13 protein-coding genes are annotated in these 14550 nt (G+C 62.6%); 8 read left to right on the plus strand and 5 right to left on the minus strand.

What is annotated here, in order from left to right:
* The first annotated feature begins 72 nt into the window (after positions 1-72).
* Positions 73-258: a hypothetical protein gene (locus tag ACR0LZ_RS07525; protein ID WP_480749176.1), complete on the plus strand. Its 186-nt coding sequence runs from the start codon at positions 73-75 to the stop codon at positions 256-258.
* Here the strand turns inward: ACR0LZ_RS07525 and cobT are convergent.
* The 3 genes from cobT to cobS form a co-directional block, all read right to left on the minus strand.
* Positions 242-2119, minus strand: a complete 1878-nt coding sequence (gene cobT, locus ACR0LZ_RS07530; protein ID WP_480749177.1) for a cobaltochelatase subunit CobT — start codon at positions 2117-2119, stop codon at positions 242-244. The genes ACR0LZ_RS07525 and cobT overlap by 17 nt on opposite strands.
* Positions 2116-2352, minus strand: coding sequence for a hypothetical protein (locus ACR0LZ_RS07535; RefSeq protein ID WP_480749178.1), 237 nt, complete (start codon positions 2350-2352; stop codon positions 2116-2118). The genes cobT and ACR0LZ_RS07535 overlap by 4 nt, the downstream gene beginning before the upstream one ends.
* Before the next feature lie 167 nt (positions 2353-2519).
* On the minus strand, positions 2520-3506 hold the full coding sequence (gene cobS / locus ACR0LZ_RS07540) for a cobaltochelatase subunit CobS (RefSeq protein WP_480749179.1): 987 nt from the start codon (positions 3504-3506) through the stop codon (positions 2520-2522).
* Between the two features lie 263 nt (positions 3507-3769).
* On the opposite strand from cobS, the gene ACR0LZ_RS07545 reads away from it, so the two are divergent.
* Positions 3770-4672, plus strand: coding sequence for a Hint domain-containing protein (locus ACR0LZ_RS07545; protein WP_480749180.1), 903 nt, complete (start codon positions 3770-3772; stop codon positions 4670-4672).
* A 71-nt stretch (positions 4673-4743) separates the two neighbouring features.
* On the opposite strand, the gene ACR0LZ_RS07550 is transcribed toward ACR0LZ_RS07545, so the two are convergent.
* Entirely contained in the window at positions 4744-5736 is a 993-nt protein-coding gene (locus ACR0LZ_RS07550; RefSeq protein ID WP_480749181.1) for a helix-turn-helix transcriptional regulator, read from the minus strand.
* A gap of 151 nt (positions 5737-5887) precedes the next feature.
* Between ACR0LZ_RS07550 and ACR0LZ_RS07555 the strand changes: the two genes are divergently transcribed.
* The 3 genes from ACR0LZ_RS07555 to betC all read left to right on the plus strand — a co-directional run bounded on the left by ACR0LZ_RS07555 (position 5888) and on the right by betC (position 10194).
* Positions 5888-7447, plus strand: coding sequence for an arylsulfatase (locus ACR0LZ_RS07555; RefSeq protein ID WP_480749182.1), 1560 nt, complete (start codon positions 5888-5890; stop codon positions 7445-7447).
* Positions 7448-7590: 143 nt separating this feature from the next.
* Positions 7591-8643: a GFA family protein gene (locus ACR0LZ_RS07560; protein ID WP_480749183.1), complete on the plus strand. Its 1053-nt coding sequence runs from the start codon at positions 7591-7593 to the stop codon at positions 8641-8643.
* Positions 8644-8739: 96 nt separating this feature from the next.
* Positions 8740-10194 (plus strand): choline-sulfatase, encoded by a 1455-nt coding sequence (gene betC, locus ACR0LZ_RS07565; RefSeq protein WP_480749184.1) that lies wholly within the window; start codon positions 8740-8742, stop codon positions 10192-10194.
* 86 nt (positions 10195-10280) lie between these two features.
* Here the strand turns inward: betC and ACR0LZ_RS07570 are convergent, their stop codons facing one another.
* A complete protein-coding gene (locus ACR0LZ_RS07570; RefSeq protein WP_480749185.1) occupies positions 10281-10904 on the minus strand; it encodes a J domain-containing protein in 624 nt (207 codons plus the stop codon).
* Between the two features lie 107 nt (positions 10905-11011).
* Between ACR0LZ_RS07570 and ACR0LZ_RS07575 the strand changes: the two genes are divergently transcribed.
* From ACR0LZ_RS07575 to ACR0LZ_RS07585, 3 genes are all read left to right on the plus strand, one after another.
* Positions 11012-11266, plus strand: coding sequence for a BolA family protein (locus tag ACR0LZ_RS07575; RefSeq protein WP_480749186.1), 255 nt, complete (start codon positions 11012-11014; stop codon positions 11264-11266).
* An 89-nt stretch (positions 11267-11355) separates the two neighbouring features.
* The gene (locus tag ACR0LZ_RS07580; protein WP_480749187.1) at positions 11356-13071 is read left to right on the plus strand and encodes a tetratricopeptide repeat protein; all 1716 of its coding nucleotides are present in this window, start codon (positions 11356-11358) and stop codon (positions 13069-13071) included.
* 106 nt (positions 13072-13177) lie between these two features.
* Entirely contained in the window at positions 13178-14479 is a 1302-nt protein-coding gene (locus ACR0LZ_RS07585; RefSeq protein ID WP_480749188.1) for an adenylate/guanylate cyclase domain-containing protein, read from the plus strand.
* Positions 14480-14550 lie beyond the last annotated feature (71 nt).

Raw genomic sequence — 14550 nt, forward strand, 5'->3', positions numbered from 1 at the left:
AAGGACCGTCTTCAAGCGGCAGGGGGGCGAGGTGCGCCATCCTGACAGCATCACTATTGGAGGACCCCGACCATGATGGCGCCGTTTGACACCGCATTGCTTCGCCACACCGCCGACAGGCACCAGCCCCCTTCGCGCACCGAACGCGTCGCAGCCAGACAAGCCGAAGAGGCGGTCAATGAAAAACGCCGCACCTTGTGGAACAGTGTGCGGCGTCATCTCGACTGGTGGGCGGGGCGGATCAGCTCGCCTTCCTGATCCCCATCACCCGCGCCCGCGCGCGCGGGTCGCTGTCGAACAGGGCCGCCAGTTGTTCCGTCATCGCGCCGGCCAGCTGTTCGACATCGGTGATCGTCACTGCGCGGTCGTAATAGCGGGTCACGTCATGGCCGATCCCGATGGCCAGCAGCTCGACCATCTTGCGCTTTTCCACCATGGCGATCACATCGCGCAGGTGCTTTTCCAGATAGTTGGCGGGGTTCACGCTGAGCGTTGAATCATCGACCGGGGCGCCATCCGAAATCACCATCAGAATCTTGCGCTGCTCCCGCCGCGCGATCATCCGGCGATGCGCCCATTCCAGCGCCTCGCCGTCGATGTTTTCCTTCAACAGGCCCTCTTTCATCATCAGGCCCAGATTGGGTCTCGCCCGCCGCCACGGGGCATCGGCGCCCTTATAGATGATGTGGCGCAGGTCGTTCAGACGGCCGGGTTGCTGCGGGCGGCCATCGTTCAGCCACGCCTCGCGCGCCTGTCCGCCTTTCCACGCCCGCGTGGTAAAGCCCAGAATCTCGACCTTCACATTGCAACGCTCCAGCGTCCGCGCCAGAACATCGGCACAGATCGCGGCGATCGAGATCGGACGCCCCCGCATCGACCCGGAATTGTCCAGCAGCAGCGTCACCACCGTGTCCCGGAACTCGGTATCCTTCTCGACCTTGAAACTCAGCGGTGTGGTGGGGTTTGCCACAACACGCGCCAGACGGCCCGCATCCAGAATGCCTTCCTCGCGGTCGAATTCCCAACTGCGGTTCTGCTGCGCCTGCAACCGGCGCTGCAACTTGTTGGCAAGGCGCGAAACCGCCCCTTTCAAAGGCTCAAGCTGCTGGTCCAGATAGGCGCGCAGCCGTTCCAGTTCGGCGGGCTCGGCCAGATCTTCGGCCGCGATCTCTTCGTCATGGGTGTCGAGGTAGATCTTGTAATCCGGATCGGCCTCGGAGGCGGGCGGCGGGGCAGGAGGTTCCTGCGGCGCTTCGCCCTCGGGCATCTCGATCTCGTCGCCCATGTCGTCTTCGGCCATCTCGTCCATCGAGACCTGGGCCTGAGACTGATCCTGCTGTTCTTCCTGGGCCTGTTCGGGGTCAGCGTCGGCGTCCTGATCCTCCTGGTCGTCCTGACCGGTGCTGTCGGGATCGGGCTGTTCGTCGGCGTCGTCCTCGGCCTGATCATCCTGATCCTCGTCCAGTTCGTCCGGGTCGTCGCCCAGCTGGTCGCCATAGCCCAGATCCTTGATCACCTGCCGCGCGAACCTGGCGAACTCGGCCTGATCCGAGAGGATATCGTCAAGGTTTTCCAGCGTTCCGCCGGCCTGTTCCTCGATGAAGCCGCGCCACAGGTTCATCACGTTCTCGGCGGCGGGCGGCAGGTCGCGCCCCGTGGCCAGATGCCGGATCAGATAGCCCGCGGCCACCGGCAGCGGCGCCTCGGCGGGTTGCTTGCACTGGTCATAGCCACGCCGGATCGCCTCGTGGCTGATCTTGACGTCGATGTTCGACGCGGTGCCCGGCATGTCGCGCGCGCCCATCGCCTCGCAGCGCGCCGTTTCCATCGCCTCGTACAAGTCCCGCGCCATATCCCCCGGAGGCGCATAGCGCGCATGGGTTGCGTCATCATGATACCGGCGCTGCAACGCCAAAGCGTCCGCCGTGCCGCGCGCCAGCAGAACCTCTTCCCGCGTCATACGCCGAGACACCTGCGGCAGCCGCATCGACTCACCCGACAGACCCGATGGATCGACCGTATAAGTTACCGACAGCTCAGGATCATCGGCCATGACCTTGGTGGCCTCGGCCAAGGCCTTCTTGAAGGGATCGGCAGGGTTGTCGTTAGATTTGCTCATTGTTCTTGGAGCCTCTTCGCGATGAGTGCCTTCATCTCATCTTTGTAACCGCGCATCAATTCGTGACAAAGTGCGGATTCCTCAACCGCCCAATCTGGTAGATTGCCTGCCTCGGCGTCCACAGGAGCAACCTTACCTAAACGAGCACGATAATTGCTGTTGCGTTCCTTGAATATTTTGTTGCCTTCTTGAGCATCAAATTGCGTAGTGGAGCCTGTCGCGATTTCCAGCATAAGGCTAACTGTGAGTGGAATTGACGAGTATTCTTGCTGAGAGAACTGTGGATCGGAATACCGAGCACTAACTAGGGCAGCGCAATTGATTAGTGCTTCACTTTCCGCGTCTGCGCCCACCCAAACGGGGAGCGCAGACAAAGTGGCAGCGATGGCTGCAAACCTTTTCACCCCAGGCTCGCGCTCGCGGCGCTTTCCGGCAATTCCTCGTCAAAGCAGCGCTGATAGAATTCGGCCACGGTCTGGCGTTCCAGTTCGTCGCATTTGTTCAAAAAGCTCAGGCGGAAGGCATAGCCCACGTCGCGGAAGATCTCGGCGTTCTGCGCCCAGTTGATCACCGTCCGCGGGCTCATCACCGTGGACAGATCGCCATTCATGAACGCCGTCCGGGTCAGGTCGGCGACGGTCACCATCTGGCTGACGGTCTTGCGGCCTGTTGCGGTGTTGTAATGCGGCGCCTTCGACAGCACGATCATCGTCTCGGCGTCGTGGCTGAGGTAGTTCAGCGTCGAGACCAGCGACCAGCGGTCCATCTGCGCCTGGTTGATCTGCTGCACCCCGTGATAAAGACCGGTGGTATCGCCCAGACCCACGGTGTTGGCGGTGGCAAACAGGCGGAAATACTTGTGCGGGGTGATGATCTCGTTCTGGTCCAGCAGGGTCAGCTTGCCGTCATGTTCCAGCACGCGCTGGATCACGAACATCACGTCGGCACGGCCCGCGTCGTATTCATCGAACACGATGGCGACCGGGTTGCGCAGCGCCCAGGGCAGGATGCCCTCGTGGAATTCGGTCACCTGCTTGCCGTCGCGCAGCTTGATCGCGTCCTTGCCGATCAGGTCGATCCGGCTGATATGGCTGTCAAGGTTGACGCGCACCGCAGGCCAGTTCAGCCGCGCCGCGACCTGTTCGATATGGGTCGATTTGCCGGTGCCGTGATAGCCCTGGATCATAACCCGGCGATTATGGGCAAAGCCGGCCAGGATCGCCAGCGTGGTTTCCGGGTCGAACTTGTAGGTGTGGTCCATCGCCGGCACCCGGTCCGAGGCTTCGGAAAATCCCTTGACCATCATGTCGGTGTCGATGCCGAACACGTCACGGACCGAGATCTCTTCGGTGGGTTTTGCGTTGATGTCGATCGATCCGTCAGCCATGCGCCTCGTCCTTATCCTGTGCCCCGCCTGGCGGGTTTGAGCCCGTGTGTGGTGCAACATATTGCGGACAAGGGCAAGGGAAAGGCGCGCGGTCCGGCGACTGATACGGCGTTTCTTTCCAAACTGGCCTTACCGATGATCGCGCCAATGCCCGGCGGCGGTTTTCCGCGGGGGCAGCATGGTCCGGCCAAGTCTTGTTTGAAGTCAACTTGTTCCAAGCTATTCTGAAATTCAGATACGTCCTGAACGCAGGAGAAATCAACATGGCGCTGGATATTTTCGGCCCAACCTCGATCTCGATCGGATCGACCACGAATACCACCAGCGCGCAATATACCGCGTCAAAATTCGGGGCGGCGTGGAGCGTCGACGTTCTGGATGCCGGGGGGCTGTCGCCCTCGGATTACACGGTCACGATCTCCAGCACCGGGTTGCTGACCGTCACGCTGGAACCCGGCATTTTTGTCGATCCCGACGCCACCTTTACGCTGCGAGTGAACGCGACGACCGGGCCGGGAGTGGGCAACAACGGCTCTCTGATCGTCACGGTCGCGCTGCCGGATGGTATCGTGCCCTGCTTTGTGGCTGGAACTTTGCTGGAAACCGCCGCAGGGCCGGTCCCGGTCGAAGACATTACCGCCGGCGACCAACTCCGGCTTGCGGATGGCGGGCTGGCCGCTGTCACCTGGGTGGGGCAACGCACATTGCATCCCGACCAGCTTTGCGCCCTGCCGCGTCTGTGCCCGGTGCGGATCAGCCGCGACGCGCTTGGCCCCGGCTTGCCAACCCATGATCTGTTGGTCTCGCCCCAACACCGCATCGTGCTGGAAGGATGGCGCGCGCAGCTTCATTTCGGCGCGGATCAGGTTTTTGCCGCCGCCATTCATCTGGTCGATGACAGCCGCATCCGGCAGATCATGCCCGATGGCCCCGTCACCTATGTCCACGTGGCCTGCGCCCGGCACGAGGTGGTTCTGTCCCGCGGCCTCAAGACCGAAACCCTGTTTCCCGGCGATGCGGCCCTGATGGCGCTGGACCGGGCCGACGTGGCCGAGTTGAAAGACCTGTTTCCCGAAGTGTCGGGCCACGATCCGGCGCGCCTGCCGGTGACGCGCCTGCCCTGCCTGAAGCGGTACGAGGCAAGTGTTTTCAGGGCTATGGGCTGACTGACCGGCACACCGAGAACCATATGGCTTTTCCCGTAGCGGACGGCAGGTTGGATTGAGCGGCGCCGACCCTAGCTGTGCAACCGCTTGTAATCCTGCGGCGTGCATCCCATCCGGCGTTTGAAGAACCGGGTGAAATCGCCGGGATTGCCGTAACCCGTTTCATAAGCGACATCGGTGACGTTGTATTCCGGCACGGCAAGCATCCTGCGTGCGATGTCCAGACGGGCATGTGACAGCAGGTCCGAATGGCTCGTCCCGAACGCGGCCAGTTTCCGTCGATAGCTGCGTTCGCTCATTCCAAAGGCAGCGGCAACGCGGCGCGCCGAGATGTCGACAGGCGATGAGGCCAGGAACTTGGTGATGCAGGCTTTCAGCGCCTGCTCCGGCTGTCGCGCCTCGGGTGTTCCGTGCCCTGCGACCGGGGATGACAAGGCCACGTCGGCGCGGATGATCGTGCCAAGATCGAAGGCCAGACCGAAATGGTCGGTATCCGGTTCCACGGGCAGGTCTTTCAGGTTCTCCGGCAGGTCACCCGAGCGCAGGGCGATTGGCAGCCGAAGCGCAACCGGCTGCAGGCCCGGCGCAAGGATGCGTCGCGCCCCTGACAGCATGATGCTCAGGTTATATTGCAGCACCGACCACCGGTCGGACCAATCGGTCGCGGATGTGGTGCGCAGCACCCAGACCTGCTGGCCGCGGATTTCGCAGGAAAAACGGGCGCCAGTGATGAAGCCGTTGAAGACCCGCGTCATGGCCTCGAGCGATTCCCGGTTGGTGATTCCGGTGGGCAAAGGAACACCCGCCACGGAATGGGTCTGCGCGCGCTCTGTCGGGTCCATGGAAAGACTGTCGAACAGGAAATTGTTCTGCCCGTTCTCCCGTTGTACCAATTCCAGAAAAAGTTCGGTCGCGTGCAGGGGGACATACCCATGAGGTTCGTCCACGATGTTTCCCGGAAGCCCGGCCCGCTCGGCCAGCCGTTCCAGTTTGCTGCTTGGCATGTCCGCCGCACCGAATACCGGGCGCAGGGCAGGGGCAAATACGAGATCGAGACGGATCATACCGCTTCTCCTGTCCGGTTTTCTGAAAACGTCAATTCACTGATCGATAGATTGCCGCTGAACTCTTTTTGGCCGGAAATGCTAAGCATCTTCCTGCAAACATCGTAATATTACAATGAATTATTTCAACGACGATCTGGGGGAGTATAATATGACTGCTTTCAAGACATTAAGGCGGCTGAAGGCGACGGCATCTGCCGCGATGATTTGCGCGGGCATGTTCACCGCGACCGTGGCGGCGGCGCAGGACAAGCCGATGAACTTTCTGATCATCTGGGGGGATGACGTCGGATACTGGAACATCAGCGCCTACAATCAGGGCATGATGGGCTATGAGACCCCCAACATCGACCGCATCGCCAGCGAAGGCATGCTGTTCACCCACGCATACGGCGAACAGTCCTGCACCGCCGGGCGCGCCAGTTTCGTCACCGGTCAGTCAGGTTTCCGCACCGGTCTGCTCAAGGTCGGCCTGCCCGGCGCCAAAGAAGGGATGAGTGAGAAGGACCCGACCATCGCCGAATACATGCGGTCCAAGGGCTACATGACCGGCCAGTACGGCAAGAACCACCTTGGCGATCTGGACGAGCATCTGCCGACCAACCACGGCTTTGACGAGTTTTTCGGCAATCTCTATCACCTGAACGCCGAAGAAGAGCCGGAGAATGCCGACTATCCCAAGAACCCCGAGTTCAAGGAAAGATTCGGCCCGCGCGGAGTAATCCGTTCGAATGTCGACGGCACGGTCGAGGATACCGGGCCACTGACCCGCAAGCGGATGGAAACCATCGACGAGGAAGTCACCGCCGGGGCGCTCGATTTCATTGACCGCGCGGTCAGCGAGGATAAGCCGTTCTTCCTGTGGTACAACACCACCCGGATGCATATCTTCACCCACCTCAAGGAAGAAAGCCGGGGTGTCACCGGGCTGGGCATCTATCCCGACGGCATGGTCGAACATGACGGCATGGTCGGCGAGATGCTCGACAAGCTCGACGAACTGGGCATCGCCGACAATACCGTGGTGATGTATTCCACCGACAACGGGGCCGAAGTGTTCAGCTGGCCCGATGGCGGCACCACGCCGTTCCGCAACGAGAAGAACTCGAACTGGGATGGCGGCTTCCGCGTGCCGATGATCATCAAGTGGCCCGGCGTGATCGAGCCGGGGCGCAAGTCGAACACGATCATCAGCCACCTCGACTGGTTCCCGACTTTCATGTCGGCGCTGGGCGATGCGGACATGAAGGAAAAGATGCTGACCGAAGCCCCCTTTGGCGAGGGCAACGAGCCGGTGCATCTGGACGGGTACGACTTCATGCCGTATTTCCGCGGCGAAGCCGACAAGGGGCCGCGGCGCGAGTTCTTCTATTTCTCCGACGGCGGCGACCTGATGAACCTGCGCTATGACCAGTGGAAAGTGGTCTTTGCCGAACAGCGCGCCGAAAGCTTCGATGTCTGGCAGGATCCGCTGACCCCCTTGCGGTTGCCCAAGGTGTTCAACATGTTCTCGGATCCGTTCGAAAAGGCCGACCACGAGGCGATCAACTATCCGCAATGGCGGCTGGAACGGGCCTATCTTCTGGTTCCCGCCCAGGCCTTTGTGGCGCAGTTCCTTGGCACGTTCGAGAAATACCCGCCGCGCCAGAAACCCGCGAGCTTCTCGATCGACCAGGTTCTGGAAACCCTGCAGACCAATCAGGGCGGCTGAAACGGCCAAAAACCCCACCACTCACAGAAGGGCGCCCCGACCGGGCGTCCTTTTTTCGACCCCGCGAGGTTCCGTTGCAGGGCGCGTGACAGCCCACCGCTCTGCGTCTACGCTGCATATGCGCATATCGACAGGAGGGGTCCATGCACCGCAAGCTCGCGGCCATTCTTGCCGCCGATGTCGTTGGGTTCACCGGCATGATCGTCCGCGACGAAGAGGGAACGCTCAGGCGGGTGGAACAGCTGCGTCACGAGGTGATCGGGATGCAGGTCGAGGCCCATCGCGGCCGCGTGTTCAAGGCCATGGGCGACGGGTTTCTGGCCGAGTTTTCCAGCACGATCGAGGCGGTTCACTGCGCGGTCGCGATCCAGCGAACCATGGCCATCAACGGCGCGCGCGACCGGGACACCACACCGATGCGCCTGCGGCTTGGGGTTTCCGTAGGTGACGTCGTCGTGCAGGACGGCGATCTGCTGGGCGAGGGAGTCAATCAGGCTGCCCGCCTTCAGGCGCTGGCGGAACCGGGCGGCATCGCCGTGTCGGGCGAGATCATGAGCCAGATCCGGGGCAAGATCGACCTTCCGCTGCAGGATTGCGGCCACCAGCGGGTCAAGGACTCCGATGATCCGATCCACGTCTACATGACGCGCGAGCATGGCGAGAACCGCGCGCGCGGGCTGTTCGATTTCGACGAAGACGCATTGGCGGCGATGTCGGCCACAGGTGGCTGTCTGTGTGGTGCGATCCGGTACGAAATCAGCCTGCCGCCGATCAGTACCGGCTATTGCCATTGCCGCTTTTGCCAACGGTTCACCGGCGCGGCGATGAGCGCGTGGACGGCGTTTCCCGCCTCGGGCGTACGGTTTCCCGGGGCTGAGCCCCGGTATTTTTCCTCGTCTCCCATCGGCGAGCGCGGCTTCTGTCCCGATTGCGGATCAAGCCTCACCTACCGGCTGGTGCAGCCAAGGCGCGCAGCCTATCTCGTGGTGATGACGACCAGCCTTGACGAGCCGGGCAAATACGCGCCCGCCGCCCATAGCGGCATCGAAAGCCGCATGCCGTGGCTCGACATCCTCGACGATCTGCCCCGCACCACCTGCGCCAATTCCCGCGTGCTTCAGGAAGCCTGGTCATCGGTGGGCCTGCCGGACCCCGAGACATGGGTGCCGCACGCCAAACCGCCCAAGGTGTTCTGAACCGCAACCGGTGCCCCACCCGCCGCGCGCGGGATTTACAGCGCTGCTCTCAACTTCTACCGTTCCGGACGCCCCGACCCCTGCCGGTGGAGACCAATGCCGCACGACACCCCCAATATCCTGCTGGTCATGGCCGACCAGATGACCCCCTTCATGCTCGAGGCCTGCGGCCACCGGGTCGCGCGCACCAGACACATGAAGGCGCTGGCCGACCGGGCGGTCAACTTTGCCACCGCCTATACGCCCAGCCCGATCTGTGTACCTGCACGGTCGTGTTTCATGACCGGGCTGCACACCTCGACCACCGGTTGCTACGACAACGGCGATCCCTATCACAGCTTCATCCCGACCTTCGCCCATTACCTGACCAACGCGGGCTATGACACCGTGCTGTCGGGCAAGATGCATTTCATCGGCGCCGACCAGCTGCACGGCTTCCGGCGGCGGCTCAACACCGACATCTACCCCTCGGGGTTCATCTGGTCCTACCCGCTGCTCGATGAAAACGACCCCAACGCGATGGCCTTCGATTTCGCGCCCCAGTACCAGGCCCGCAATATCGGCGCAGGCTGGAGCGCCGAGCTGCAATATGACGAGGAAACCCATTTCCGCGCGCTCGAATACCTGCGCCACGCCCCCGACCGGCCCTTCATGCTGACGGTGTCCTATACCAACCCGCACCCGCCCTATATCGTGCCCCGCAAATACTGGGACATGTACAAGGATGCCGACCTGCCGCTGCCGCATTACCCGGCGGACATGGATGCGCATTATTCGGATTTCGACCGCGCGTTCTTGCGCTGGTACGGGCTCAACCGCAAAAGCATCCGCAATGAAACCGACCTGCTCGCGATGCGCCGCGGCTTTGCCGCGCTCGCCCACTACATCGACGACAAGCTGGGAGAGCTGCTCGACGTGCTCGATGAACAGGGCCCGCGCGACAACACGATGGTCATCGTCACCTCGGACCATGGCGAGATGCTGGGCGAAAAGGGCCTGATCCAGAAACGCAGCCACTATGAATGGTCCGTCCGCATCCCGCTGATCATCGACCTTCCCGGCGCCGGGTACCGCCGCGTCGACACGCCCGTTTCGCTGATCGACCTGCCCGCCACCTTCCTTGATCTGGTCGGCGCCACGCCCGCCCGCCCGATGGAGGGGCGCTCGCTGATGCCCGCGCTGCGCGGCGAGCCGCAGGACGAGGTGCCGGTGATCTCGGAATATCACGGCGAAGGCATCATGCGCCCCAGCTTCATGATCCGCAAAGGTGCGTGGAAATACCTCTACTGCCACCGCTCCCGGCCACAACTCTTCAACATCGACGCCGATCCCGGCGAGTGGACCAACCTGGCCGGAGCGCCGCAAGCCGCCGATATCGAACGCGAGATGGCGGCGATCATCACCGATCGCTTCGATCTGGATGCCATCGAACGCGATGTCTGGGCGCGGCTGGCACAGAAACAGGTGGTCAACGCGGCCATGGCGGCGAACGAGACCGCGTGGGATTATCAGCCCGACCCGAACGCATCGACGGCCTATATCAGAACCTGAGAAACGGCCCGTCCGATGACTCGAACAGGCCTGCTTCTTTCTGGTCTCGAATACCCGAATTCCGCCGCAACCGCCGGGCGCGACGTTTATCTGAAATTGCGGCTGTCCTTGATCTGATCCCAGGCCCAGACCACTTCCTGCAACTGGTCTTCCTGGCTGCGGTCGCCGCCGTTCATGTCGGGGTGCAGCACCTTGATCAGCTTCTTGTAGGCCGATCGCACCTCGGCCTTGGTCCAGCTGTCCTTGGCCTCAAGGATCTCGATGGCGCGCCGTTCGGTCGGCGGCAGGCGGCGGCCTCCGGCGGCGGCACGGCCCGGGTTCTTGGTGGCATTCTCGCCCAGAACCTGATGCGGGTCCTCGATGCCCAGCCGCGCCCAGGCGCGGGTTTCGGGATCGATGAAGGGCTTGGTCTCACGCTCCCACACCTTGTCCTTCGAGCGCTGCGCGTTCAGCTCGGCCTCGGTGGTGCCGTCGAAAAAGTTCCATTTCTGGTTATATTCGCGCACATGCTGCTGGCAGAACCAAAAGAAATCGTCCAGAACGTCCGGCGCCTTTGGCGCGCGGTACTTGCCCGCCTCTTCGCATCCCTCGTGGTCGCAGAGGCGGGTCGAGGTCTCGGACGCACCCGACATGCCCCGCCGCCCGCGCGGGTTTTTCTTCTTTGCGGATGAGACCGACATGTCGAACCCGAACGGGTCTGATTTCACCATGGCGCTGCTCCTTACGAACTCGTCTTCTCGACTCGGAGGCAGCAGTTTAGTCTAAGTGGCCGAAGATAGAAGAGGGGAGCGGCAATTATTTTGCCGCATGAGCAGAAATGAGCATGACCGAAGACATCCGTACCCGCCTGACCCAGGCGTTTGAGCCGCGCGAGCTTGACGTGATCGACGACAGCGAAAGCCATCGCGGCCACGCGGGATATCGCGAAGGTGGCGAAAGCCATTTCAATGTCCGCATCCGCGCCGAGGCCTTTGCCGGCAAATCCCGCGTCGCCTGTCACCGCGCGGTGCATGCCGCCCTGGGTGACATCGTCCCCCGCATCCATGCGTTGTCGCTGGATATCGGCAGCTAGCGCCGCGCTGGTCCGCGCAGGGCGGCACCGCTTTGACACGGCAGGCGCCCGCGCTAAGCTGGCCGGATCAAGTTGGATCGAGTATCGCCATGCCGCCGACCAGAAAACTGGCCGCAGTCCTCTCTGCCGATGTCGTGAACTATTCGGGGCAGATGAAGGCTGACGAAAACCGAACGCTCACCGAGCTTCGCAAACTGCGAAAGGACGTGTTCGAGCCGATGGTCGCCGATCATCTGGGCAACGTGATCAAGCGCATGGGCGACGGCTGGCTGGTCGAGTTTGCGGCGGTTTCCGACGCCGTGCGCTGCGCCCTCGATCTTCAAAGCGGCACGGCGCAGCATTCCGCGCTGCAACTGCGGGTCGGGGTACATCTGGGCGACGTCGCCTTTGACGATGACGACATCTTTGGCGACGGCGTCAATCTGGCCGCTCGCCTTCAGGCCGAGGCTGAACCGGGTACGGTGCTGATTTCCGACGTGGTCCAGCGCAGTGTCGACGAAGAACTGGCCAAGATCTTTCGCCGGGCCGGAGATCGCAACTTCAAGAACCTGCCCGCGCCCGTCCCGGTGTTTCAATGGTCCCCGCCCGAGGCGCCGCCGCCGCGCGTGACGCCGAAAACCCATGCCCAGTCCCTCATGATCGGCGTGCTGCCGTTCGACAACCTGTCCTCGGATCCCGATCAGGCGTTTTTTGCCGACGGCATCACCGAAGAGATCATCACCACGCTCTCCAAGCTTCCGAAACTGCTGGTGGTCGCGCGCAATTCCACGTTTGTGTACAAGGGGCGTTCCGTCGACATCAAACAGGTCGGGCTGGAACAGGGTCTCGATCTGGTTCTGGAAGGCAGCGTGCGGCAAAGCCGCGACCGGGTCAGGATCACCGCCCAGCTCATCGACGCCAGATCGGGGATGCATCTTTGGGCCGACCGTTTCGACAGGCACCTCGAGGATGTCTTCGAGGTGCAGGACGAGATTGCCCTCAAGATCGCGACAGAGCTTCGGGTCGAACTGCTCGAAGGCGAAATGGCCCGCTTCCGCGGATCGGGAACCACCAACATGGAGGCGTGGACCTCGCAACTCAAGGCGGTCGAATGCTGCCGGAAAGTCACGAAAGAAAGCTATGCCGAGGCCCGCCGTCTCGCCGAACGCGCAATTGCGCTGGATGCATCCTACTCGGCCCCTCTGTGCACCCTCGGGCATGTCTGCACCGTCGAGGCACGGCACGATTTCACGCCGGATCGCGCCGCAGCACTGGCCGAGGCGCGCGAATGCGCGCAGCGCGCCCTGCAGATCGACAGCTACAATCCCGAGGCCCACGCGATCGACGGCTTTGCCGAGGCCATCGACGGAAATCTCGACGCCGCGATCCGCAAATTCAACACGGCGTTGGCGCTCAATCCGAACCACGCCGATGTCGCCGCCCGGCTTTCGCTGACGCTGGCCTTCAACGGGCAGGTTACCGAGGCGATCCGTTTCGCGCAGCAGGCCATCACGCTCAACCCGTACTATCCCGGATGGTATGCGGGCGTGCTTGGCTTTGCGTTGCGGCTCGATGGGCGACACGCCAGGGCCATCGAGGCCTTCAGGGAATACAGCGACATCGTCGAGGGCTTCGGCCATCTGGATCTTGCGATTGTCCATGCCGAAACCGGCGATATCGACACGGCCCGGCAAGAGGCGCAAACGCTGCTGAAACACCGCCCGAACTTCACGATATCTTCGTGGAAGAAAACGCAGCTTTACCGCGATCCCCGTAACCTGGACAGGGATTGCGATCATCTGCGGCAGGCCGGTCTGCCGGATTGAACAGCGTATCGGGCGCAGCCCGACCGCTGCCACCGGTTTGCCGCGCGTCCCGACAAGGCGCTAAGGTCGAACCTGCAAGATCACATTCATGGATCGGAGTGGCCGCATGCAACCTCCTGAGACGCAGGGCAAACCGGTGTTCAAAGCGGGGCTTGATCCGTCGCCCCGCACATATTCCGACACCGTCACCCTGTTGCGCCGCGCAACCTTCGCCCCCGACCGCCTGCCCAGCCAAACCCCCGCGCAGATCGAGGCATGGCTGCTCGAAGACGCGCTTGCCGCCGGGGATCTTCTGGAATTCTATCAGGAATTCCTGTGGCGCATGCTCAAGGCCGGGATGCCGGTGGAACGAAGCAGCCTGCATGTCGGCACTCTGCACCCGCAGGTCCTGGGCTATGTCTGGATGTGGAACAGCGACGACGGTTTCTGCGACGAGGGTGTCATCGACCAGTCGGTGCGCATGACGGATGCCTACCGCCGCAATCCGCTGTCCCGGGTGATCGATCATGGCGAACGCTTCCGTGCACGCCTCGATCCGTCCAGACGGGCCAAGCATGGCCCGTTGTTGGGCGACCTCGCCGAGCAGGGATATACCGAATACGCGGCCTTTCCCCTCCGCTCCGGCGGCGCCAACCACAATGCGGCAACCGTTGCGACACGGCAGCAGGGTGGGTATTCGGACGAAGAGTTCGGCCAGATCGAGCGCCTGTTGCGCATTTTCGCTCTGCATGTCGAACGCCACATCGCCGAGCGGATTTCCCAAAACATCGCCAGCACCTATCTCGGCTCGGATGCCGGCCGTCAGGTTCTCGACGGCTCGATCCGGCGCGGTTCCGGTGCCGCGGTCGAGGCGATCATCTGGGCATCGGACCTGCGCGGGTTCACGCGGCTTTCCGACCAGATGACCGATGGTCAGCTGACAGCCGTCCTGAATGCCTATTTCGAATGCCTCGCCAGTGCGGTCATCGCGCAGGGCGGCGATGTCCTGAAATTCATCGGGGACGGGATGCTGGCGGTGTTTCCCTTTGCGGCCTTCAGCGATGAGACCGCCACAGCACAGGCCGCACTCTCCGCCACACAACAGGCGCTGGGCGCACTCGATGCCCTGAACGCCGATCCCGCCGCTCTTGCCGGGGTCACGGCCTGGCGGCCCCTGCAGACGGGAATTGCGCTCCACCGCGGCACGGTGTTTTTCGGAAATGTCGGCGCGCCGGACAGGCTGGATTTCACCGTGATCGGCAAGGCGGTGAACACCGCAAGCCGGGTCGAGGCGCTTTGCAAAACCACCCAACGGCCCGTGCTGGTCACCGCGCCGGTCGCTTCCCTCGCCAGCCGCGATCTCGCCAGCCTCGGCTTTTTCGAACTGGCAGGGCTGGAACAGCCGCTGGAGCTGTTTACGTTCCGCTGATCCGTCGCGCGACGGGACAACGACCTGCGCCTTGCCGCCGAGTGTCCTGAATACCGCAACTGCCGTTCTTG

It is taken from the genome of Ruegeria sp. CI1, assembly GCF_056536925.1.

What these genes read in the sequence shown, in the direction of transcription:
- ACR0LZ_RS07535 (WP_480749178.1), bottom strand. Translation starts at nt 2,352, where the DNA reads ATGCTGGAAATCGCGACAGGCTCCACTACGCAATTTGATGCTCAAGAA.
- cobS (WP_480749179.1), bottom strand. Translation starts at nt 3,506, where the DNA reads ATGGCTGACGGATCGATCGACATCAACGCAAAACCCACCGAAGAGATC.
- betC (WP_480749184.1), top strand. Translation starts at nt 8,740, where the DNA reads ATGCCGCACGACACCCCCAATATCCTGCTGGTCATGGCCGACCAGATG.
- ACR0LZ_RS07570 (WP_480749185.1), bottom strand. Translation starts at nt 10,904, where the DNA reads ATGGTGAAATCAGACCCGTTCGGGTTCGACATGTCGGTCTCATCCGCA.
- ACR0LZ_RS07575 (WP_480749186.1), top strand. Translation starts at nt 11,012, where the DNA reads ATGAGCATGACCGAAGACATCCGTACCCGCCTGACCCAGGCGTTTGAG.
- ACR0LZ_RS07525 (WP_480749176.1), top strand. Translation starts at nt 73, where the DNA reads ATGATGGCGCCGTTTGACACCGCATTGCTTCGCCACACCGCCGACAGG.
- ACR0LZ_RS07585 (WP_480749188.1), top strand. Translation starts at nt 13,178, where the DNA reads ATGCAACCTCCTGAGACGCAGGGCAAACCGGTGTTCAAAGCGGGGCTT.
- ACR0LZ_RS07560 (WP_480749183.1), top strand. Translation starts at nt 7,591, where the DNA reads ATGCACCGCAAGCTCGCGGCCATTCTTGCCGCCGATGTCGTTGGGTTC.
- cobT (WP_480749177.1), bottom strand. Translation starts at nt 2,119, where the DNA reads ATGAGCAAATCTAACGACAACCCTGCCGATCCCTTCAAGAAGGCCTTG.
- ACR0LZ_RS07550 (WP_480749181.1), bottom strand. Translation starts at nt 5,736, where the DNA reads ATGATCCGTCTCGATCTCGTATTTGCCCCTGCCCTGCGCCCGGTATTC.
- ACR0LZ_RS07555 (WP_480749182.1), top strand. Translation starts at nt 5,888, where the DNA reads ATGACTGCTTTCAAGACATTAAGGCGGCTGAAGGCGACGGCATCTGCC.
- ACR0LZ_RS07545 (WP_480749180.1), top strand. Translation starts at nt 3,770, where the DNA reads ATGGCGCTGGATATTTTCGGCCCAACCTCGATCTCGATCGGATCGACC.
- ACR0LZ_RS07580 (WP_480749187.1), top strand. Translation starts at nt 11,356, where the DNA reads ATGCCGCCGACCAGAAAACTGGCCGCAGTCCTCTCTGCCGATGTCGTG.